Raw genomic sequence first — 21321 nt, 5'->3', positions numbered from 1 at the left:
GTTGTAATTACTCCCCCGCTCGGAGGAGGCGTCGAACGTGACCGAGTGAGTACTCGATCCCGTACTCCCGGTGGATGTGGTCTCTGGCCAGTTTGGGTCCCCACTCGTCGGCGTCGTAGCCGAGATCAGTGGGCGATAACGCGAGATCCGCCGTAAGCGATTTCCGGTCCCCCTCGTCGAGTTTCGGTGGCCGGCCGGGCCTCGATTCGTCCTCGAGACCCCCCTCGATCCCGCGCTCTTCGAACCGATCGAGCCAGTAGTAGACCGTCGAACTGGGGATCCCGTACAGATCGCTCAGTCGGTCGACCGAGTCGCCGTCCTTGTATGCGAGGGCGACCATTAACCGTCTGACGGCCTTGTGGTCGGTCGTCTCGGAAAGTGCCTCCCGGAGATCGGCGGCCGGGATCGCGTCGAGTTTGGTCATAGCGTCGTCTTGGACTCCAAATAATTATATTCGTCCTCTCGAGTATTCCGTCTTTCGGTGTAGTCGCTATCCTCCCGGAGACAATCGAGGGAACCGATCCGAACCGATTACACCAGCGGCCGAGCAGCCTGAGTCGCTGTGGCCCGCGAGAGGGACTGTAGAACCGTTTCGATCGGAGACGGCTAGTTACAGCGGTTGATACCAATGTTAATTTACCACACACCAATTAAACTCTATTATGGTATATCAAATTGCCGTTCGAATCAGGGCTCACACACCTCGATCCCGACGGCATCGTACTCGTCCATCGCGGCGATTCGGTCGGGAACCTCCCGAAGCGGAACCGTCCGGGTGACGAGTTCAGCGGGGTCGATCGCGCCGCTCTCGACGAATCGAAGGAGTTCGTCGTAGCGGGTCGGCGGCATGCCACGCGACCCGAGGAAATCGATCTCGCGGCCGACCATCGAGTCGGTCGGAAGGGGGATCTCGCCGCGTTCAGCCCCCGTCGTCAGTCCCATCTGGAGGTGCTGGCCGAGGCTCGCAAGACAATCGACGGAGTTCCGACAGGTCTCTTCGATCCCGAGCGCGTCGATCGAGATCGCCGCCCCGCCACTCGTCCGCTCGCGGATGGTCCTAGGGACGTCTCCGTCGCCGTGAACCGTCGCCTGCGCGCCGAGTTCCGCCGCCTTCTCGAGAGCCTCCTCTCGGATGTCGACCGCGAGCACGCGCGCACCGAGCGCGCGGGCGATCTGGATCGCCGACAGTCCGACCCCGCCACAGCCGTGGACCGCGACCCAGTCGCCGGGCGTGAGGTCCGCACGGTGGGCGAGTCCGTGGTAGGCGGTCATGTACCGACAGCCGAGCGCGGCCATCGTCGTCGCGTCGAGTCCCTCGGGAAGGACTGTGAGGTTGTAGTCGGCGTGGGGCACCGCGACCCGGTCAGCGAACGCGCCCTGTCCGGCGGGTTCGAACCCCAATGCCGTTCCATTGGGACAGACGTTCCCGTGGCCGTTTCGACACCGCGAGCAGGTGCCGTCGCCGAGACTGAACGGGACCGCGACGCGATCGCCCGCTTCGAGCGTGCGGACCCGGTCCCCGACCTCGACGACGACCCCTGCGGGTTCGTGGCCGAGGATCTGTCCCTCCGGTGGGACGTCGTCGACCCACTCGCCGTGGCCCTTCCAGGCGTGCCAGTCGGAGCGACAGATCCCACAGGCCTCGACGTCGACGACCACGCCGTCGGGAGCGGGATCGGGTGTCGGCACCTCGGTGAGTTCGAGCGGTTCGCCGTGTGACTCGAGGACGACTGCCTGCATAGCGGTCCCGACGGCGGCGAGCCATACGAACACGTCGATCGACGGCGTGCCAACGGTTTTGTCGGTCGGTGTCGTATGAGATCTATGCCCACGATCACGTATCAGGGCGAGCGCATCGAGTGTACGGTGGGTGACGAACTCCGGGAGGCTCTCCTCGAAGTGGGGCTCTCGCCACACAACGGGGCGGCGAACTACGCGAACTGCGGCGGCCGGGCGGTCTGTGGAACCTGTGCGGTCGAGGTCGAGGGGCCCGTAAGCGAGATGAGCGAGGAGGAACGCTCACGGCTCTCGAAGTGGCCCCACAACCTCGATTCGGGGCTCAGACTGGCCTGTCAGACTCGGGTCGAGGGCGACGTCGAGGTCACGAAATACGGCGGGTTCTGGGGACAGAAACGCGATTAGTGATCCTCGGTCGGGAACCACGACAGGTCGTGTGTGGCCGCGAGTTCCACGGTCACGGGTGTATCGAGCGAGACGCGTTGAGCGTGGTTGTGCATCGCCTCGACGATAGTCCCGTCCTCGAGTTCCACCCGATACAACACCGTCGGGCCGAGGTATCGCCGGTAAGTGACGCGACCGTCGGCCTCGCCCCCGTCGGCCGGCCTGACGAGCACGTCGTCCGGACGAACGAGCACGTCGATCCTCGTTCGGTCGTACTCGGGGGCGAGCCCGTGGATCCGGTCCCGGCCGATGTTCCCGAGGGAGGTTTCGACCAGGTCGTCCGTGACGTACCCCGGAACGAAACTCGCGTGCCCGAGGAAACCGGCGACGAACCGGGACTGGGGGTGTTGGAACACCTCCGCCGGGTCGCCGACCTGCATCAGCGCCCCGTCGTGCATCACGGCGACGCGGTCCGAGATCGACATGGCCTCCTCCTGGTCGTGCGTGACCGAAATCCCCGTGACGCCCGCCTCCGTCAGGATCCGCCGGACCTCCTCGCGCATCTCGACCCGGAGGTCCACGTCGAGGTTCGAGAACGGTTCGTCGAGCAGCAGGATATCGGGTTCGGGCGCGAGCGAACGCGCGAGCGCGATGCGCTGTTGTTGCCCACCGGAGAGTTCGTTCGGCTTGCTGTCGGCGTGATCAGTCAGTCCCACGAGTTCGAGGAGTTCGTCGACGTGGGCCTCGCGAGCCTCCGCGTCCCAGTCATCGAGTCCGAACGCGACGTTCTCGGCCGCACTCAGGTGGGGAAACAGCGCGAAGTCCTGGAACACGACGCCGACGTCGCGGCGCTCGGGCGGGACGAAGGTCCCGTCTTCGGCGGCGGCGACCCGCTCGCCGTCGACTCTGACCTCGCCGTCGTCGGGTCGTTCGAGGCCGGCGATCAATCGAAGGGTCGTCGTCTTCCCGCAGCCCGATGGTCCGAGCAGGGTCAACAGTTCGCCCTCCCGAACCGAAAGCGAGAGGTCGTTGACGGCACACTCGGCACCGAATCGTTTCGTGACCCCGTCGATCTCGAGGACGGCGGCCTCCGCCGACCCCGATACGCGGTCGTCGGTGATCTGATCCCCGTCCGTCCCCGCGTTGCTCCGTTCTGATTGGTCGTTTCTAACAGCCATTGTAGTCCTCCTGACGCGATGAAACGGTCCTCGACCGTCCGAGAGCGGGGATCGCGGGCGGGGCTACTCCCGCCTGCGACGCCCCGTCGTCGGCGTTCGCCATCCCTCTCCGTCGGTTCGAAACCACGGTCGACTCGTAGGGGCGTGTTCATCAGGGGGGGATTTAGGCTTTCCTAAATATACGACGGCCGAACTCGATTTAGCCTTCATCTACCATTGAAAACCATTCAGTGGTTTCTGAGGGTAACACTTATGCCGATAGGGGGCGTGGGTTCGGGTAGATGACGAACGACGCCGACGATACGTGGTGGCCACCTGCGATGTTCGCAGGCCAGATGCAGGAGGCCAGCGAGGAGGCTGTCGAACAGCAGCGGAAGTTGTTCGCACAGTGGATGTCGGGGATGAGCCCCACTGGCACACAGCGAATGGGCGGGCTGTCCCAGCTCTCGGCGATGAGCATGGGGGCGGCGGCGTTCAAAACGCGCGTCCAGAGCGGCGGCCGAATCAGTATTCCCGACGCGGAACGAGAGGCGCTCGGAATCGACGAGGGCGACATCGTTCAGACGATCGTCATCCCCCTCAACACCGATACGGAGACCAACGATGACTGACACACTCATGACCCCGATGTTCGACGCACAGCGCACGATGATCAACCAGAGCAACGAGCTGTTCAAACAGAGCCTGAAGTTCCAACACGACGCCTTCGAGACGTTCCGTGGCACCTTCGACACCCAGGAGTCGACCCAGCGCCGGGGCGTCGAGGCGACCCAGCGCGCGGTCGACGCCTACTTCGAGGCGATCGAGGACGCCGGCGGCGAGGCTGGCGTTCAGGAGATCCACGAGGCCGTCGACGAGCAGTTCGCCGTCCTCCTCGACCTCCACGAGCAGTCGTGGGACACCGTCGAGCAGCTCTCGGAGGAGAACGCCGCGGCCTACGAGCAGTTCGTCGAGCAGCTCGAATCGATGGCCGACGACTCGACCGAGATGGCCGTCGAGGCCAGCCAGCAGGCCGAAGAGCAGACCGAGATCGCGATCGAGTCCGCCGAGGACGCGGTCGAGCAGTAAGCGAACACACCTTTTTGAGAGCGACCCCCGATACTATACCTATGGCAGAGATGAACTCACCGATGGCAGACCCCGAACAGTGGAACGAATTCATGCAGACGATGAACGAGCAGTTCGCCCAAGCGCTCGAACAGAACGTCGAGGCCCAGGCCTCGTTCGTCGAATCGTGGGTCGACGCCGTCGAGGAGACGACCGATCCCCAGCAGTTCGAGGAGGGCGCTGAGGGCTACGCGAACGCGTATGCGACGTGGATGGACGCTTCGCAACGGGCGTACGAGCGCTCGATGGACCTCGTCTCCGGCGAGGAGGTCCGCCCCGAGGAGTTCCGCGACATCTGGCTCAACGCCGCCAACGAGGCGTTCAAGGACGTCACCGACACGACGGCCTTCGCCGCGGTGACCGGTAAGACCGTCGAGGAGGCCCTCGACTACCGTCAGGAGGTCGACGAGATGGCCGACGAGACGCTGCATAACCTCGGATTCGCGACGAAGAACGACGTCCAAGAGGTCGGTGAGCGTCTGATCGAACTCGAACGCCGCCAGCACGCCGTCGAGAACAAGCTCGACACCGTCATCGAGCACCTCGAAGGCGAGTCCGGGGACGAGGAATGACCTCGAATCCCTTCACGCTGGGGTTCGATCTGTACCGTCAGAACTGGGAACGGTCGAGCGAAACCATCGAAAAGAGCGTCGAGTCGCCCGAACAGCTCGAACGGATGGCCGAAGTCGAGGTGGGCCAGACCCCGAGCGAGGTCGTCTACGAGGAGAACAAGCTCGAACTGCTGCATTACGAGTCCCAGACCGACGAACAGCACGACGTCCCCATCCTCATCGTCTACGCGCTGATCAACAAGCCGTACATCCTCGACCTGCAGCCCGACCGTAGCGTCATCCGCACGCTGCTGGAGAACGGCTTCGACGTCTACATGATCGACTGGAACGAGCCCTCGACGATGGATGCGACCCTCACGCTCGAGGACTACGTCGATCGCTACGTCGACAACTGCGTCGACGTGGTCCGAGAGCGCTCCGAGCAGGACTCGATCAACGTCCTCGGGTACTGCATGGGCGGAACGATGAGCGTCATGTACGCCGCGCTCCACCCGGAGAAGGTCAGAAATCTGGGACTGATGGCCGCCGGTCTCTGCTTTACGGGAACCGGCGGCGTGCTCGAACAGTGGGGCGACGAGGAGTACTACTCGCCCGAGGCGGTGACCGACGCCTTCGGGAACGTCCCCGCGGACTTCCTCGACATCGGCTTTGCGGTTATGGACCCCGTCCAGAACTTCCTCACGAAGTACGTCCAGCTCTACGACAACATCGAGGACGAGGAGTTCGTCGAGAACTTCGCGCGTATGGAGCGCTGGATCGGCGACGGGATCGACGTTGCGGGCAAGACCTACGAACAGTTCCTCACCGACATCTATCAGGACAACAAACTGGCCGAAAACGAGCTGTATCTCGGCGAGAAACACGTCGATCTCTCGAAGGTCGACATGCCGATCCTGCAGATCGTCGGCGAGTACGACCACCTGATCCCGCCGGAGGCCTCCGAACCGTTCAACGAACTGGTCGCGAGCGACGACACGGAGTTCATGGAGTTCCCGACGGGCCACATCGGTCTCTCGGTGTCGTCACGGTCCCACGCCGAACTCTGGCCGAGCGTCTGTGAGTGGTACGCGGAACGCTCGGGGACCGAGGACGAGGAGCCCGACGCCGAGGCGATCACGGAACCCGACGAGCCGGATGCCGCCCTCGCGGAGGACGTCGCGGGCTACGAGACCGGCGTCGACGAGGACCGGACGGCCGAGACGGACGACTCGGATGCCGACACACGAGACGAGGAGGGGTTGGAGGCTGTCTCGGGGATCGGTCCCTCGTATGCACAGCGGCTCCGGGAGGCGGGCATCGAGACGATCGACGACCTCGCGGCGGCGGATCCGGCCGATATCGCCGAACGCACCGACCTCTCGACCGAACGGGTCCGTGACTGGGTCGAGACCGCGAGCGACCGATAGCGCCCCGATCCGTCCTCTTATCGGGACAACATTTAGGAGGGCACGGTAGCATAGCTCACTCGGAGCGGAGCGCCCGACTCCGGATTCACTATGAAACTCGACAATCGAACCTGCCTGATCACAGGCTCATCACGGGGTATCGGTCGTGGGATCGCAGAGCAACTCGCTGACGAGGGGGCGAACGTCGCCATCAACTATCGGGCCTCGGCGGGCGCAGCCGATGAGGTCGTCGACACCATCAACGCGGCGGGCGGGTCGGCGATGGCGACCCAAGCCGATGTCACCGATGAGGCGGAGGTCGCGGCGATGCACGAGGAGATCACCGATGCCTTCGGGCCGGTCGAGATCCTCATCAACAACGCCGGGATCAACGTCGATACGCTGTTTTCCGAGATGACGCGCGCCGAGTGGGACCGCGTCATCGAGGTGGATCTGACGGGCGCGTTCGTCTGTACGAAGGAGTTCTTCGACGACATCGCCGCCGCCGAGGAGGGACGGCTGATCAACATCTCGTCGATCGTCGGTAAACAGGGCAACCTCGGACAGGCGAACTACGCCGCCGCCAAAAGCGGGATGTTCGGGTTCACCCGGACGCTGGCGCTCGAACTCGCCGACAGCGGTTCGACGGCCAACTGCGTCGCCCCCGGTTTCACCGAGACGGAGATGGTAGAGGGGATCCCACAGCGGGTCCGCGAGCGGATCCAATCGGAGATCCCCCTCGGGCGCTTTGCCACCATCGAGGAGATCGCCTGTACCGTCGCGTTCGTCGCGAGCCCCAAGGCCTCCTATATCACCGGGGAGGTGCTCGACGTCAACGGCGGCATGGACCTCTAACCCGGCGCGTTCGGGTCGTATCGACCCAGTGAACGGTCGGGGTAGTTCCCGACGACTGGGAACCGCTATCGGGGTATATTCTGATATCTGCTCGGTTGATCGATGGTGATCGGTGCGTTCGGGTCGGTCCGAACCCGCGGCGACCGGTCGATGCCATAACATAGCAGATATAGTCCCCCCGTGTGAGCAATCGGTATGGACCGCGTAGCGATCATCGGCGCATCGATGACCCAGTTCGGGAAACGGGAGGGGTGGCTCCGCGACCTCCTCGTGGAGGCCGCACTCGACTGTCTCGACGACGGGGGGATCGAACCGGGCGAGATCGAACACCTCTACGTCTCGAACATGGCGAGCGGCGAGTTCGAGGGCCAAACGGGGGTTCCGAACATGCTCGCCCACGACATCGGGGCGGTGCCCGCCTACACCCAGCGGGTCGACCAGACCAGTTCGTCGGGCGGGGCGGGCACCTATGCCGCCTGGCAATCGGTCGCAAGCGGTGTGAGCGACCTGACCATGCTCGTCGGCGGCGAGAAGATGACGCATCGCTCGACCGCGGAGGCCACCGACGTGATCGCATCGATCACGCATCCCTACGAATACAAACAAGGCGTCACCCTGCCCTCCTTTGCGGGGCTCACCGCCCGCCACTACCTCGACAAATACGACGCACCCCGCGAGAGCCTCGGAAAGGTCGCGGTGAAGAACCACAAGAACGGCGTGGACAACCCCCATGCCCAGTTCCAGAAGGAGGTGAGTCTGGAGGAGGTCCTCGAATCGCCGATCGTAGCCGATCCCCTCAGGCTCTATGACTTCTGTCCGATCACCGACGGCTCGGGGGCCCTGCTGATGTGTCCAGAATCCGTCGCCGAGCAGTACACCGATGACTACGCCGTGATCGCCGGGGTCGGCGGCGCGACCGACACCCACGTCGTCCACGAGCGCGAGGATCCCACCGTGATGGGCGGCGTCGTCGAAAGCGGGAAGACCGCCTACGAGATGGCCGACATGGGGCCCGAGAACATCGACGTGGCTGAACTCCACGACATGTTCACCATCCTCGAATTCCTCCAGAGCGAGGACCTGGGCTTCTTCGAGAAGGGCGAGGGCTGGAAGGCCGTCGAGGAGGGCGTCACCGACCGGGACGGCGATTTACCTGTAAATACCTCCGGCGGGCTGAAATCGAAAGGCCATCCGCTGGGAGCCAGCGGCGTCGCACAGATCTACGAACTCTACCAGCAGGTCCGCGGCGAGGCGGGGCCGCGTCAGGTCGACGCCGAGACGGGCATCGCCTGCAACGTCGGGGGCTTCGGTAACTGCGTGATCACGACCATCCTGGAGGCAGCACGATGAGCATGAACGCGATCAAGTACGACGACGGCACGATCAGCTACCCCGCCCACCCACGAGGGCTGGAGGGCGGCGAGCCAGTGGAAGAGATCGACCTCACGGAGCGAGTGGCGGAGGTCGTGACGTGGACGACTTCGACGGCCACGCCACCGGGCGTGCGCCAGCCCAACCACCTCGCGATCGTCGAGTTCGAGGTCGAGGGCCAGCCAGTTAGGGTGCTCGGCCAACTCACGACCGGGGAGGTCGAGATCGGCGACGAGGTCCGACCGACCTACGTTGAGGAACTGCGCGAACCGGGCGCGGGGATGCGCGAGCCCGAGAGCCAGGACTGGGACGGCTATCGGTTCGAACCGACCCAGTAAACTCCCACGCGAATCGTCGGTTCGAGCCGAAGGGGAGAGCCGACCGAGTGACGTCCGGTCGAACAGTTACTCTTCGTCGTCCGGGTCGTCGGAGTCATCCGTTTTCTCGTCCTCATCTCCGTCTAGCTCCGCGCGGATCGAGTCGAGTTCGTCCTCGACGTCGATCTCGACGCCGCCGTCGGCCGTCGAATCCGCCCGTGGGTCACTCCTGCGTTCGATGTCGCGAGCGCGCTGGCGGTCGCGCTCGGCCTCGCCGATGCGCTCTGCGATCTCCTCGCGCAGGTCGCGGGCCTCCTGCAGGATGTCGCGTGCGTCGCCGTTTTCCGGGAGGGTGTCCCCGCGGGTGGCCTCCTGGAGGTCCTCGAGGACCCGGTCGAGTCGGTCGAGGCTCCGGCGGCTCGCGTCCGCGGCGCGCCGACGGGTGCGTTCTGCCTCCTCGCCGGCCGCCCGGCCGGTGTCGGCCAGCCGCAATGCCCCCTGGAGGAGTTCGAGCGCACGAACGTTCGCCTCAAGCACCGCGATGGCCGTGGGGATGGCCTGCTCGTCCGCGAAGCGAACCAGTTCGCCGGGCGTCGGCGGGCGGGGCAGCCCACCGGGACCGCGGGGCGGTCGCGGTTCGATCTCCCGGCGCAGTTCCTCCAAGGTGCGCTGGAGTTCGTCGACGCGCTCCTCCAGGTCGTCCTCGCGTGTCATACTCGTCCTTGAACGGGCGAGCGGAAAAAGGGTCGAGTCGGTCAGAACGCCCGGTCGTACTGGACCGGCGGCTCGACGTCCTCGCCCAACTCCCGGGCGGCGTGCAGCGAGAAGTACGGGTCTCGCAGGTGCTCGCGCCCGATGATCGTCAGATCCGCGTCGCCCTCGCGGACCAACTCGTCGGCCTGCTCGGGCTCGGTGATCCCGCCGACCGCGCCGACGGCGATGTCGGTGTCTCGCTCCTCGCGGACCTGTGCCGCCAGGGGAAGCTGGCTCGCTGAGCCCTCCTCGGGAAGCTGCTGGTCGGGGTGGAGCATCCCGCTGGAGACGTCGAGCAGGTCCGCACCGAGGTCGTACAGTTCGTCCGCGAGGTCGACCGACTGCTCGATGGTCCACGACTCGCGCTCGGGCAGCCAGTCGGTCCCCGAGATCCGCACGAAGACGGGCTTCTCGTCGGGCCAGACCTCCCGAACCGCCTCCGAGACCTGTCGGACCAGTCGGGTTCGGTTCTCGAAGTCTCCCCCGTACTCGTCGGTGCGGTCGTTGGTCACCGGCGAAAGGAACTCGTGGAGCAAGTATCCATGAGCAGCGTGGACCTCCGCGACCTCGAAGCCCGCCTCCAGCGCGCGTTCGGCGGCCGCGCGGTAGTCCTCGACGACGCCCTCGATGTCGGCCTGATTCATCGCCCTCTGCGGTGGCGAATCGTTCTCGTAGGGCCAGGGATCCTCGTTCGGGGCCAGCACCTCCCAGCCGCCCTCCTCGGGCTGAAGGGGGTCGCTGCCCTCCCACGGACGGGTCTTGCTCGCCTTGCGGCCCGCGTGGGCGAGCTGAATGGCAGGGACGCTCCCCTGCTCGGCGATGAACTCCGCGATGGGTGCGAGCGCCTCCCCCTGTTCGTCGTTCCAGATCCCGAGGTCCTCGGGGGTAATCCGCCCTTCGGGCGAGACAGCGGTCGCCTCGGTCATGACGACGCCCGCACCACCCACTGCGCGCGAACCGAGGTGGACGCGGTGCCACTCGGTAGCCACTCCGTCACGGTCCTCACAGGAGTACTGGCACATCGGCGAGACCATCACGCGGTTCGGGAGTTCGGTCTCCCGAAGCGTGAGCGGGTCGAAGAGATCGGCTGTCATCGACCGTTCTAGGGTGGCGACGGGAAAAGGCCCCGCGGCATCGGAGGGGGTTGCCGCCTCGACGATCTCGCCGGAACCCGCGGGTTCCAGAGGGGACGGGAAAAAGGGAAGACATGGCGCTCACCACGGACGAAATCATGCAGCTCAGCCTCGGTCTGGTCGGGTGGGAGGAGGTCCCCGCAGACAGTACGATCTACGTCCCCGGCGAGGGGATCGAAACCGCGCTCGTGGGAATCGACCTCGAAAGTCCCGAGATCCAACTCGCCGAACGCGAGGGCTACGATCTGGCGCTGGCTCACCACCCCGTCGGGGAGAGCGCCCGGCTCGACTTCCCGGACGTCCTCTCCCGACAGATCGAGTTCATGACCGACCACGGCGTTCCGGAGAGCGAAGCCGAGGCCGCCGTCTCGGACCTGCGCGAGAACGTCGAACTCGGCGCCCACAGCTCGAACTACCGCCACGATCCCAGTGTTGCCGAGCTACTGGACCAGCCCTATATGAACGTTCACCTCGCGCCCGACGAGATCGGCCGCCGGCGTTTTGTCGAGGTCGCGGAGGGAATGGATGTGGGGAGTTCGGTCGGCGAGTTCGTCGACGAGTTAGAGGAGATCCCTGAACTCGACGCGGCCGCAACCGATGTGGAAGTTCGAGTGGGCAGCGAGGACAACGAGTTGGGCGAGGTCGCCGTGCATCACGCCGCCGGGACCAACGGCGGTGCTGACGTCGCGCGTGCGTACTTCGAGAACGGGGTCGACACGGTGCTGTACATCCACGTCGGCGCGGGCGACGCTCGCGAACTGTGCGAGGAATACGACGAAAAGAACCTCGTCGTAACGGGCCACATCGCCTCGGACGCGATCGGCCTCAACAGCCTCATCGACGCCCTCGAAGAGCGCGACGTCGAGTGCACCCCGATTTCGGGCTGTTCGATCGACCGGAGTTAGGCGGACCAAAACCTATATACGTTTAGGCCCACCTAAGTCGAAACATGGCTGTCACGGACGGACACGATATCGAACCAACCGACGAGTACGACCACGACGAGCCGGCCGCGCTCGTCTCGGCACTGCGGACCTCCCCCGATCGGGTCGTCTTCACCGAGGACGGGAACTCCGACGGCTGGATAGCGACCGACCACACCGTCGAACTCTCGCAGTAAGTCGACTCGGAACTATCGTTTAGCCGTCGCCTTCGTTCTTCGAAAAACCGAAAACTCGCCCGTCTACTTGTGGACCGCTTCCTCGACGACGAGGGTGTCGTCCTCGAGGTAGTGGTGGAAGTGGTGGGCGTCGTCCTCGATGGTCACGAGCGTCTCGCGGAGGATCTCTTCGCTGCCGTAGTCGCCCAGGTCGTTCGCGAGCTGGACGTGCTCGCGCATGCGCTCGACGGTCTCGGCGTAGATCTCCAGATCGTTCGACAGCGAGGTGCGAACGTCGTAGACGTCCTCGCCCTCGAACTCGACGGTCGCACGCTCCTCGAGGTTCGACGGGCCGGCGGTCGGGACGCCGCCGATGGCCTGTGCGCGCTCGGCGATGACGTCCGCGCGCTCTTCTGCGTGCTCGTAGGCCTCCTCGAGGAACAGGTGAAGGTCGCGGAACTCCGCGCCCTCGACGTTCCAGTGGTGCTTTTTGAGCTGGTGATAGATCACGTAGAGGTTCGACAGGTCGGTATTCAGCGCGTCGATGACCTGTTCTGCCTTCTCCGTGTCGAGTCGGATCGGGTTCTCCTCGACCTCGTCGGCCTGCTGTCGGACGGATTTCTGAGTGCTCATCTCACCTCCGTCTACGACGGCCTCCCCCTTAAAGATTAGTTTCCGAAAACTCGTTTTCGTCTCACCTAAAATTTTGTTTTCGATTCGTCATTCGATGACGTCCCGTTCGGAAAGACGGTCGTCCGGTGGCGCGAGAGGACTCCCGGATCGAGCGTCGCGAGGCAGTCGGCCTCCTCGCGGTCGAGGGCGGTCAGGATCCGGCCGTCGGGATAGACAATGGCGGAGTTGCCGGCGTATTCCGGCCCCCTCCGACCTCCCCGGCCCGTTCTGCCGGTACCGACGACCCAGCGGACCCCGTCGAGCGCGCGGGCGCGCAACAGGAGCCGCCAGTTCTCGACGTGGCCGGCCGGCCACGCCCCCGGAACGAACAGCGCCCGCACGTCCCGGCGGGCGAACGCCGCACTCTCCTCGACGAAGTTCAGATCGTAACACGTCAGCAGACCGGTCGACCCCGCCGGCGTCTCGACGACGACCCGATCGTTGCCGGGCGAGAGCACCGACCGCTCGTCGCCCCAGAGGTGGCGTTTGCGGTAGACGACCGCCTCCCCTGCTTTCGTGGGCGGGACGTACGCGATCGCGTTGTACAGGGCTGTACCCGCACGCTCGAGGAACCCGACGACCAGCGCGCAGTCGGCCCGTCGCGCGAGCGCTCGCACGCGGTCGAGGACCGCACCGTCGCGTGCGAGCGCGCACGCCTCGATCCGGTCGGCGTCGAACCCCGACAGGGAGTATTCAGGGAACACGGCCACCGTTACGGCGTCAGGGAGGGCGGCGACGCGCTCGACGAGTCGGTCGAGGTTCGAATCGACATCGCCGTCGTCGACGGCGGTCTGGCAGGCGGCGACGATCGGGCCGGACATGGCGGGTGTGCGTGTGGGACCGACAAAGTCCCGTGGGTGATCCGCTACGCCTTTGGCGGTGTCCTCCGGAGGTGGGGTATGTCGGACCCGGACATCCTCGTCGCCGGCGAGACGCTGATCGACTTCCTCCCCGAGCATCCCGGTTCGCTCCAGGAGGTCGAGACCTTCACCCGTCGACCCGGCGGCGCGCCCGCGAACGTCGCGGTCGCGCTCGCGACCCTCGGGGAGGTGCCACGGTTCTGGACGCGCGTCGGGGACGACCCCTTCGGCGACGACCTCGCCGAGACGCTCGCGGAGTACGGCCTCTCGGACGAACTCGTCGAGCGCGATCCCGAGGCGAAGACCTCCCTCGCCTTCGTCTCGCACGACGAGAGCGCCGACAGACAGTTCAGCTTCTATCGGGACGGGACGGCCGACACACGCATGGAACCCGGATCGGTCGACCACCTCCTGAAATCCGTCTCGTGGGTCCACTTAGGCGGCGTGACCCTCGCGAGCGAGCCCTCGCGGGCGGCGACCCTCGATCTGGCCGAGCGTGCGGGCGATGCGGGCTGTACCGTTTCGTTCGACCCGAACGCGCGGCCCGAACTCTGGGACAGCCGAGCGGAGTTCGGGCGTCTGGTCGACGAGGTCCTCCCGAACGTCGACGTGCTAAAGGCGACCCCCGAGGACCTCGCGGAGGCGGGCATCGAGGGCGAGGGGACGGACCTCGCACGCGCGGCCTGCGAGCGGGGCCCGCACACGACGCTTTTGACCCTCGGCGGCGAGGGCGCGCTCGCGGTCGCCACTGACGGGGCGCCGTGGAGCGGCGAGGCGACCCACGCGGGCTACCGGGTCGATCCCGTCGATACGACCGGGGCGGGCGACGCCTTTACTGCGGGGGCGATCGCGGCGCTCTCGGGCGGCGAGGATCTGGCGGAGGCCATCGCGTTCGGCAACGCCGTCGCGGCGACGACGACCACCGCCGAGGGCGCGATGACCGCACTCCCCGACCGCGAGAGCGTTGAGCGCTTCCGGGCCGAGCGCGAGTAGCCAACGCTTTTTCCCTCCGGGACGCAGCCCACCCATGCACCCACGCGCGGTCGGGTTCAGCGAGCGGGCGGCCGAGGAACACGGATTGGAGATCACCGTCGAGGAGTTCCCCGAGGGGACCAAGACGGCCGCCGACGCCGCGGAGGCCGTCGGCTGTGACGTCGCCCAGATCGCGAGCAGTCTAGTCTTTGCCGCCGACGACGAACCGGTAGTAGTCGTCACCAGCGGCGCGAACCGCGTCGACGAGGACGCCCTCGCCGAGGCGCTCGGTGCCGACTCGGTCGGGATGGCCGACGCCGACCGAATCAGGGAGACGCTTGGCTGGTCGATCGGCGGTGTCCCGCCGATCTGTCACGACAGCGAGGTCCCGGTGCTGTTCGATCCGACCCTGAGCGGGTTCGAGACGGTCTGGGCCGCGGCTGGGACCCCGAAGGCCGTCTTTCCGATCGATCCGACGCGACTCACGGAACTCGCAGACGCCGACGAACGCGACGTGACCGTCTAGTACTTTCGAGTTCTCTCACGGCCACGGTTATTAATTAGTGGTTTCCGTATAATAACTCTTTTAGTGCCCTCGTGACGTTGGGTCAGTATGGACGGGACACGACGCCGATTTCTGGAGGGAGGTGTCGGCGCGCTCGCGGCGGCGAGCGCCGGCTGTCTGGACTCGCTCGGCGGCGGCGCGCCGAGCGTCGGGGGCGATGAAAACGGGGGCGGCGCGGCGACGGCGTCGTTTTTTACGCTCGCGGATTTTTCGCGGAACGTCGCGGGCGAGGCGCTTTCCGTCGAGAACGCGGTTCCGATGGGCCAGCACGGTCACGGCTGGGAGCCCCAATCGGACATCACGGTCGAAATCGTCGACCGCGAGGCGTTCGTTCACCTCGGAATCGAGGGATTCCAGCGCTGGGCCGACGAGGTCGTCCGTGAGATCGAGCAGAACCACGACGACGTCACACTGATTCCTGCCGCCGAGGGTGTCGACCTCACGGAGTACGGCCAGCGGGACGAAGGCGGCCACGACAGTCACGATAGCGAAAGCGAAGAGGAGCACGGCCACGCTGAAGAGCACGATCACGACCACGGCGAGGGCAACTACGACCCCCACTTCTGGGTCGATCCGGTGCGGTCCCAGCAGGCCGTCGAGACCATCCGCGACGGGTTGGTCGGGGCCGACGGCGAGAACGCAGACACCTACGAAGAGAACGCAGCGGCGTATCTCACGCAACTGGACGACCTCCACGGACGCTTCGAGGAGGAACTTACAGGTCGAGAACACGACACCGTCGTCGTGGCGGGCCACGATTCCTACGGCTATCTCGCCGAGCGTTACGGCTTCGACATCCACACCCCACAGGGCGTCTCACCCGACACCGAGGCGAGTCCGACCGAGATCGCACAAACGGTCGATCTAGTCGAGCGAGAGGGGATCGAGGTGATCCTCTACGATCACTTCGAGGGCGACACCCTCGCTCGAACGATCGTCGAGGAAGCGGACACCGCAATGGACGTCGCGGCGCTCTCGCCCGCAGAAAGCATCACCCGCGAGTGGACGGAAGAGGGACTCGACTATGTCGGGCAAATGGAGGAGATCAATCTCCCGTCGCTTCGGGCCGCACTGGGGGCAGAGACGTGAGCGAGCCGATTATTGCCGTCGAGGACGTGACCTACTCCTACGACGGTCGGCCGGCGGTCGAGGGCGTCTCGCTTTCGGTCGAGGAGGGCGAGTTCCTCGGGCTAGTGGGACCGAACGGATCGGGCAAGACGACGCTTTTGAAACTGATGTTGGGGCTTCTCTCGCCCGACTCCGGTGAGGTTCGGCTGTTCGGCGTCCCGGTAGAAGCGTTCGACGCGGGCGAGCGCATCGGCTACGTCTCACAGCACTCGACGGGCAAGGAGCGGACGATGCCGGTAACGGTGAGGGAAGTCGTCACGATGGGGCGCTACCCCCACACCCGATTCGGCTGGCTTCGCAGTCACGACCGCGAGATGGTCGAGGAGGCGCTTTCCCGGGTGGGAATCGCGGAGCTGGCCGACCGACGGATCAACGAGCTCTCGGGCGGACAGAAACAGCGCGCCTTCATCGCACGGACGCTCGCGGGCGAGGCCGACCTGCTCGCGCTCGACGAGCCCACCGTGGGTGTCGATGCGGACTCCCGGGATCGGTTCTACGCCCTGCTCGACGAGTTGAACGACCAGGGGATCACGATCGTCCTGATCGAACACGACATCGGCGTCGTCACCGACCACGCCGACAGGGTCGCCTGCATCAACCGCGAGCTCTACCACCACGGCGACGCGGAGGCGTTCATGGAGAGCGACGCGCTCGCACGGGCCTACGGAACCAACAGCCGGATGATCGAACACGGCCACTGATGGGTTCGAAGACCATCCAGCGGCTCGTCCTCGCGGTCTTCGGGCTGGGCGTTCTCCTCCTGTTCGTCCCGATCGCCCTCGGGATCATGCCGCGGGCCTTCTTCGAGGCCTCCTGTGGTCTCGGTCGCTCGTTCGGGACGCAGATCGCCTGCTACGGCTTCATCTGGAACGCGCTCACGACGGCGGTGTTCATCGGGATCGTCGGCCCGGTCATCGGTACCTACCTCGTCCACCGAGAGATGGCGCTGATCGGCGAGACGCTCGCCCACGCCGCCTTCGCGGGCGTCGCGATCGGTACCCTGCTGTTTGCGGGTTCGGGCTGGGGCACCCCACTACTGCTCAGCGCGCTCGTCGCCGGGATCGTCGGCGCGCTCGCGGTGCAGTTTCTGGCCGACCGGACCGGCTCCTACGGCGACGTGCCCATCGCGATCATGCTCACGGGGAGTTTCGCGCTCGGCACCCTCGTCATCAGCCTCGGCGGTGGCTTCGCGACCGTCGACATCAACAGCATCCTGTTCGGCTCGATCGCGACCGTCGGCGGCGAGAACGTCCTGCTGATGGCGGTCCTGAGCATCGCCATCGTCGGAACCGTCGCGCTCACCTACAAACCGCTGTTGTACATCACCTTCGACGAGGAGGCCGCCCGGGTCGCCCGTTTCAACGTCTCGGCGTACAACACGCTGTTGATCGTCCTCACCGCGATGGTCGTCGTCGGCTCGATGCAGATCCTCGGGGTCATCCTCGTGGCGGCGATGCTGGTCGTTCCCGTCGCGGCGGCCGCCCAGCTCACGAACAGCTTCCGGGACTCGCTGTTCGCCTCGGTGATCGTCGGCGAGAGCGCGGCGGTCTCGGGATTGCTGCTCTCGTGGCGCTACTCGCTCGCGCCGGGTGCGACCATCGTCGTGGTCGCCATCGCGATCTACCTGCTTGCGGTCGCGATGCCCGACCGGACGGGTCACGCGAGCGCCGAGTGACCCCCATCGGCGTCGGGGACCGGCGAACCGGCCAGCAGGCAGTATAAGTCCTTCCCGTCGATAGTGAGGGGCATGGGGTGGCACGCGCTGCGGGCGGCGGGCGAGTCGGTGGCGGCGACCCGGGACCTGCTGTCTTCGGCCTCGCTCGTGGCGTGGGCCCGGCTCTCGGTTCTGGTGTTGTTCGTCGGCACGCTGATCACGCCGTTTCTGATCGACTTCAGCCGGGGGACCGCGCTTCTCGCGTCCGTTCCGGACTCCGCGACGCTCCCGCTGATCGCTGCGGGGATCGTCGTCGTCGGGGTGGCGCTCTGTGTCGGCGCCATCTTCGAGTTCGTCTTCCTCGATGCGCTTCGCGGCGAACGGGTCCGACTGCTCGCGGGGAGCGAACGGCGGTTCCACGCGGGGCTGCAGGTCTTCGCGTTCAGGGCCACGCTCACACTGACACTCGGCGGCGTTCTGGTCGCGGTCGTGCTGGTCGGAACGCCGACGGCGCTGCTCGTCGCGGCGGGCGCGGTCGTGGTCGTGCTGGCGGCACTCGATCGACTGACCGTCGCCTTCGTGGTCCCGATCATGCTCCTCGAGGACTGCTCGCTGCCCGAGGGGTGGCGGGCGTTCTCGCCGACACTGCGCGCGGAGTGGCGCGAATACGCGATCTACCTGCTGATCGTGACGGCCCTCTGGACGGCCATCGCGGTCGGTGGCGGGTTGCTCGGCGCGCTGGTGGCGTTCGTCCTCCTCGTCCCCTTCGCCACCCTCGGGACCGCCGTCGGCGGGGCGCTCCTCGCACGGGGCCTCTCGGAAGGAGTCGTCTCTCAGGCGGTCGTCGGAACGCTCGCGGGACCGTTCGTGCTCGCGTTCGTCTCGGTGGTCCTGCTGGTTCACGTTCCCCTCATCGCCTATCTCCGATACGTCGCGCTGTTCGTTCTGGGGGATACGACCGAGCGATACGACCCGATCCCGCGGATCCGTGCCGCGATCCGCCGCGACCGAACTAGTCCCGAGGTGTAGTAGCGTCGAAAAGTCCCGGCGACCGATCCCGGGCAAGGACGGCCGCCGATCCACCGGCGTTCGGCCGGTGGCGTGCCGGTCTGTCAGAGGCACCCGGCACTCGGACGTGAGATTCCGGTCGACTTTACATCATCGGGTGGTCGACCGCTCAGGATCTGTTTTCGCACATATAAATATTTCCACCTTTTATAACTGTGTGGCGTGATCCGAACCCGAATGTCGGTAGAATCGCCGTCTCCCTTCGGTGACAGCCCGGTCGATAGCGGGTGGGGACGATCATCGTTCGGGTTCCGTGTACCCTCGAACCGGGCTGAGCGCGACCGACGGCGAACATCCGAGGGTATAATACCCTACCGTTCGACGTGCGGATATGGATCAGGAGCGAACGTCCCAGGAGATCACGTCGCTCGTCGGCCGAGAGGTCTACTCGACCAACGGCGTGTTCGTCGGCGAAATAGAGGACATCAAACTCGATCTCGGAACCGAGATCGTCACCGGCCTCGCGCTGCGCGAGCCCAACGAGGAACTGTTCGGCGGACAGGTACGCGGAACGCGCGGCATCCTCATCCCCTATCGGTGGGTCCGGGCCGTCGGCGACGTCGTGCTGGTCAACGACGTCGTCGAGCGACTCGAAACCCCCGAAGAGGAGGGCGAAGAGGTCGTCGCGTAGGTCGTTACGAACCGCTGTTGCCGCCCTCGCTTTCGACGCCCATCGCCGTAAAGAGCTTCTTGCGAACCGCCTCCTCGGTGAGGTGCAACAGCGTCTGGCGGTTGTCCTCGTTGGTCTCGATCCCCGTGAAGATCCCCAGTGGGATCTCCACGCGGGCCTGCGTCGAGTGGCCCATCGTCTCGCCGATCTCCTCGAAGGCGTCCAGCAGTACGCGCCCGATATTCAGGCGGATGTCCTTCGAGCGGGCCGCGAGATAGATCGTGTTGTTCGCGATACCGAAGACGGCGGTGGTCGTGATCCCCTCGAGGTTGAGGAGGTGCTGGGCGGCCTGCTCTAAGGCCTCGCGATCCCGGATGAAGCCCGCGTTCGAAACGAGGTGACTCCCCTGGACCTCGCGGTTCGTGATCGCCTCGGCGAGCACGTCGAGCGTCTCGGGGCTCATCGAGGGTGACTCGACCTGTTCTAAGGTGTCGTGGTTCGCGAAGGGGTAGAGATACGCCGCCGCTGTGAGGTCCGCGGGAGTGGTGTCGCGCTTGAAATCGAGTGTCTCGGCACGGATCCCGTACAACAGGGCGGTCGCGACCGACTCCTCCAGACTCAGATCGAACTCCTGGATGTACTTCGTGAGGATCGTCGACGTGGAGTTCATCTCCGGGCGGATGTCGACGAAGGGGATCTCCTCCGTAACGTCGACGTCGTGGTGGTCGATGAGGACGTCGACCGACTGGTCGAACCTCGCGGTCGTATCGGTCAGCATGGCGTGATCGACCAGCGCGATCGTATCGAACCCCTCGAAAGCGTCGGGGTCGTCGCGCTCGACCGCCGTCATCTCGACATCCAGCAGGTTGACGAACGCCCGGTTCTCCTGATGGCCCATGTCCCCGAAGTAGAATATCTCGGCGTCGACGCCGAGGAATTCCGCGATCGCCCGGAGCGCGACGGCGCTCGCGATGGCGTCGGGATCGGGGTTCTCGTGGGTGACGATCGCGAGTTCGTTCTGGGTTTGTGCGATGATCTCCGAGAGGTGCTGTGCGCGGTGTTCGAGTTCGCCCGATTCGAGCAGGCGGAGCGCGGATTCTGCGATCACCGCCGAGGGGTTGATGACACTGTTGGCCCCGAGTTCGGCGAGTTCGTCGCCCGAGACCGGATCGCTCGCGCGCGCGATGATGAACTGGTCGTCGTCGCGCGCACGGACGTTCGAGACGGCGGCCTTGTTCGCCTCGACGTCCGAGGAGAGGATCAGGACGACATCGTGTTCGGCGACGCTTTCTGCGATCGCCTCCTCGCGGATGTCTCCCACCTGTGCGTTCATGTCCCGATCGCGAAGGGTCTCGACGCGGTCGTCGTCCCGGTCGACGATCAGCACGTCCTTGCCCTGGTCGATCAGTTCGTCGGCGACCGCGTGGCCGACACTGCCGCAGCCGAGAATCGCATAGCGAGACATCGAGGAGATCGTAACGCCGGTACTCATCTCCCGTTCTTTGCCGCGGATCGTACTTAATCCCCTGCTTTTTCGGTCACGATAGGGAGCTGAACGGTCGATCCGTCCTTCGACGGTCGAACCGACTACACGGCCGTATTCGCCTCGCTCGCGCGCTACTGATCCCTTCGTACCCACTCCCACGCGGTGAGTTCCCCGGGACGGACCCCGAGGGTACGGTCGTCGCGAGCGATCGATACCATCGTCCCGTCGAAGCGGACCAGTCGCCCCTCTGCGACTCGCCCATCTCCGAACCCCTCGGGATGGCGGTGATAGAGCGTGATTCGGTCGCCGGGGGTCGGTCCCGAGGCGTCGGACTCGTCCTCGCTGGCGGCGACCGGTGCCCGTGACTCGCGGCGCTCCGATTCGAGTTCGTCTCTGATCCGTTCGTCGGCCATGG

The 21321-nt window shown here is 65.7% G+C and carries 26 protein-coding genes; 17 read left to right on the top strand and 9 right to left on the bottom strand.

The annotated features are described in order from the left end of the window. Window positions 1-7 precede the first annotated feature (7 nt). Window positions 8-424, bottom strand: coding sequence for a helix-turn-helix domain-containing protein (locus tag HAPAU_RS10040; RefSeq protein ID WP_066382207.1), 417 nt, complete (start codon window positions 422-424; stop codon window positions 8-10). A gap of 263 nt (window positions 425-687) precedes the next feature. Continuing rightward, window positions 688-1740, bottom strand: a complete 1053-nt coding sequence (locus tag HAPAU_RS10035; RefSeq protein ID WP_066382206.1) for a zinc-dependent alcohol dehydrogenase family protein — start codon at window positions 1738-1740, stop codon at window positions 688-690. 84 nt (window positions 1741-1824) lie between these two features. On the opposite strand from HAPAU_RS10035, the gene HAPAU_RS10030 reads away from it, so the two are divergent. Beyond that, window positions 1825-2142, top strand: a complete 318-nt coding sequence (locus tag HAPAU_RS10030) for a 2Fe-2S iron-sulfur cluster-binding protein (protein ID WP_066382205.1) — start codon at window positions 1825-1827, stop codon at window positions 2140-2142. Here HAPAU_RS10030 and HAPAU_RS10025 read toward each other — a convergent pair. Then, entirely contained in the window at window positions 2139-3299 is a 1161-nt protein-coding gene (locus HAPAU_RS10025; protein WP_066382204.1) for an ABC transporter ATP-binding protein, read from the bottom strand. The two genes, HAPAU_RS10030 and HAPAU_RS10025, sit on opposite strands and share 4 nt — an antisense overlap. 281 nt (window positions 3300-3580) lie before the next feature. Between HAPAU_RS10025 and HAPAU_RS10020 the strand changes: the two genes are divergently transcribed. From HAPAU_RS10020 to HAPAU_RS09990, 7 genes are all read left to right on the top strand, one after another. After that, window positions 3581-3910: an AbrB/MazE/SpoVT family DNA-binding domain-containing protein gene (locus HAPAU_RS10020; protein WP_066382202.1), complete on the top strand. Its 330-nt coding sequence runs from the start codon at window positions 3581-3583 to the stop codon at window positions 3908-3910. Next, window positions 3903-4367, top strand: coding sequence for a hypothetical protein (locus HAPAU_RS10015; protein WP_066382199.1), 465 nt, complete (start codon window positions 3903-3905; stop codon window positions 4365-4367). The genes HAPAU_RS10020 and HAPAU_RS10015 overlap by 8 nt, the downstream gene beginning before the upstream one ends. A 41-nt stretch (window positions 4368-4408) precedes the next feature. Then, on the top strand, window positions 4409-4978 hold the full coding sequence (locus HAPAU_RS10010) for a poly(R)-hydroxyalkanoic acid synthase subunit PhaE (protein ID WP_066382198.1): 570 nt from the start codon (window positions 4409-4411) through the stop codon (window positions 4976-4978). After that, window positions 4975-6384 carry a class III poly(R)-hydroxyalkanoic acid synthase subunit PhaC gene (gene phaC, locus HAPAU_RS10005; protein WP_066382197.1) on the top strand — a complete coding sequence of 470 codons (1410 nt, stop codon included), beginning with the start codon at window positions 4975-4977 and terminating at the stop codon, window positions 6382-6384. The genes HAPAU_RS10010 and phaC overlap by 4 nt, the downstream gene beginning before the upstream one ends. Before the next feature lie 90 nt (window positions 6385-6474). Continuing rightward, entirely contained in the window at window positions 6475-7218 is a 744-nt protein-coding gene (locus tag HAPAU_RS10000; RefSeq protein ID WP_066382196.1) for a beta-ketoacyl-ACP reductase, read from the top strand. Window positions 7219-7413: 195 nt separating this feature from the next. Continuing rightward, window positions 7414-8568, top strand: coding sequence for a thiolase family protein (locus HAPAU_RS09995; RefSeq protein ID WP_066382195.1), 1155 nt, complete (start codon window positions 7414-7416; stop codon window positions 8566-8568). Next, window positions 8565-8927: an OB-fold domain-containing protein gene (locus tag HAPAU_RS09990; protein WP_066382192.1), complete on the top strand. Its 363-nt coding sequence runs from the start codon at window positions 8565-8567 to the stop codon at window positions 8925-8927. The genes HAPAU_RS09995 and HAPAU_RS09990 overlap by 4 nt, the downstream gene beginning before the upstream one ends. Window positions 8928-8993: 66 nt before the next feature. On the opposite strand, the gene HAPAU_RS09985 is transcribed toward HAPAU_RS09990, so the two are convergent. Both HAPAU_RS09985 and HAPAU_RS09980 read right to left on the bottom strand, forming a co-directional pair. Further along, window positions 8994-9620, bottom strand: a complete 627-nt coding sequence (locus HAPAU_RS09985) for a DUF7547 family protein (protein WP_066382190.1) — start codon at window positions 9618-9620, stop codon at window positions 8994-8996. Window positions 9621-9661: 41 nt separating this feature from the next. Beyond that, complete coding sequence (locus HAPAU_RS09980; protein ID WP_066382188.1) at window positions 9662-10753, bottom strand: NADH:flavin oxidoreductase/NADH oxidase; 1092 nt, start codon at window positions 10751-10753, stop codon at window positions 9662-9664. A gap of 113 nt (window positions 10754-10866) precedes the next feature. On the opposite strand from HAPAU_RS09980, the gene HAPAU_RS09975 reads away from it, so the two are divergent. Together HAPAU_RS09975 and HAPAU_RS21650 are read left to right on the top strand one after the other, a co-directional pair. Then, the gene (locus tag HAPAU_RS09975) at window positions 10867-11697 is read left to right on the top strand and encodes a hypothetical protein (protein WP_066382186.1); all 831 of its coding nucleotides are present in this window, start codon (window positions 10867-10869) and stop codon (window positions 11695-11697) included. Window positions 11698-11741: 44 nt separating this feature from the next. Then, window positions 11742-11912 (top strand): hypothetical protein, encoded by a 171-nt coding sequence (locus tag HAPAU_RS21650; RefSeq protein WP_169802641.1) that lies wholly within the window; start codon window positions 11742-11744, stop codon window positions 11910-11912. A 63-nt stretch (window positions 11913-11975) separates the two neighbouring features. On the opposite strand, the gene dpsA is transcribed toward HAPAU_RS21650, so the two are convergent. Together dpsA and HAPAU_RS09965 are read right to left on the bottom strand one after the other, a co-directional pair. Further along, window positions 11976-12524, bottom strand: coding sequence for a DNA starvation/stationary phase protection protein DpsA (dpsA, locus tag HAPAU_RS09970; RefSeq protein ID WP_066382184.1), 549 nt, complete (start codon window positions 12522-12524; stop codon window positions 11976-11978). A 65-nt stretch (window positions 12525-12589) separates the two neighbouring features. Beyond that, complete coding sequence (locus HAPAU_RS09965) at window positions 12590-13384, bottom strand: carbon-nitrogen hydrolase family protein (protein WP_066382182.1); 795 nt, start codon at window positions 13382-13384, stop codon at window positions 12590-12592. 78 nt (window positions 13385-13462) lie between these two features. On the opposite strand from HAPAU_RS09965, the gene HAPAU_RS09960 reads away from it, so the two are divergent. The 7 genes from HAPAU_RS09960 (at window position 13463) to HAPAU_RS09930 (ending at window position 19441) form a co-directional block, all read left to right on the top strand. Then, the gene (locus HAPAU_RS09960) at window positions 13463-14416 is read left to right on the top strand and encodes a carbohydrate kinase family protein (protein ID WP_066382180.1); all 954 of its coding nucleotides are present in this window, start codon (window positions 13463-13465) and stop codon (window positions 14414-14416) included. 34 nt (window positions 14417-14450) lie between these two features. Then, complete coding sequence (locus HAPAU_RS09955; RefSeq protein ID WP_066382178.1) at window positions 14451-14921, top strand: YbaK/EbsC family protein; 471 nt, start codon at window positions 14451-14453, stop codon at window positions 14919-14921. Window positions 14922-15008: 87 nt separating this feature from the next. Further along, on the top strand, window positions 15009-16049 hold the full coding sequence (locus HAPAU_RS09950) for a metal ABC transporter solute-binding protein, Zn/Mn family (protein ID WP_066382176.1): 1041 nt from the start codon (window positions 15009-15011) through the stop codon (window positions 16047-16049). Beyond that, entirely contained in the window at window positions 16046-16789 is a 744-nt protein-coding gene (locus HAPAU_RS09945; RefSeq protein ID WP_066382174.1) for a metal ABC transporter ATP-binding protein, read from the top strand. The genes HAPAU_RS09950 and HAPAU_RS09945 overlap by 4 nt, the downstream gene beginning before the upstream one ends. After that, window positions 16789-17763: a metal ABC transporter permease gene (locus HAPAU_RS09940; RefSeq protein WP_084383695.1), complete on the top strand. Its 975-nt coding sequence runs from the start codon at window positions 16789-16791 to the stop codon at window positions 17761-17763. Before HAPAU_RS09945 ends, HAPAU_RS09940 begins: the two co-directional genes overlap by 1 nt. Window positions 17764-17835: 72 nt before the next feature. Beyond that, on the top strand, window positions 17836-18771 hold the full coding sequence (locus HAPAU_RS09935; RefSeq protein ID WP_066382172.1) for a DUF7544 domain-containing protein: 936 nt from the start codon (window positions 17836-17838) through the stop codon (window positions 18769-18771). Between the two features lie 370 nt (window positions 18772-19141). After that, window positions 19142-19441 carry a PRC-barrel domain-containing protein gene (locus tag HAPAU_RS09930; RefSeq protein ID WP_066382171.1) on the top strand — a complete coding sequence of 100 codons (300 nt, stop codon included), beginning with the start codon at window positions 19142-19144 and terminating at the stop codon, window positions 19439-19441. Between the two features lie 4 nt (window positions 19442-19445). Here HAPAU_RS09930 and HAPAU_RS09925 read toward each other — a convergent pair whose 3' ends face one another. Both HAPAU_RS09925 and HAPAU_RS09920 read right to left on the bottom strand, forming a co-directional pair. Continuing rightward, window positions 19446-20912: a DHH family phosphoesterase gene (locus HAPAU_RS09925; RefSeq protein WP_066382169.1), complete on the bottom strand. Its 1467-nt coding sequence runs from the start codon at window positions 20910-20912 to the stop codon at window positions 19446-19448. A 125-nt stretch (window positions 20913-21037) separates the two neighbouring features. Then, on the bottom strand, window positions 21038-21319 hold the full coding sequence (locus tag HAPAU_RS09920; protein WP_066382167.1) for a hypothetical protein: 282 nt from the start codon (window positions 21317-21319) through the stop codon (window positions 21038-21040). Window positions 21320-21321 lie beyond the last annotated feature (2 nt).

The organism is Halalkalicoccus paucihalophilus (assembly GCF_001593955.1).
Lineage (GTDB): Archaea > Halobacteriota > Halobacteria > Halobacteriales > Halalkalicoccaceae > Halalkalicoccus > Halalkalicoccus paucihalophilus.
The sequence above is the reverse complement of the archived record's forward strand: the minus strand, read 5'-3'. Positions and strand labels throughout refer to the sequence as shown.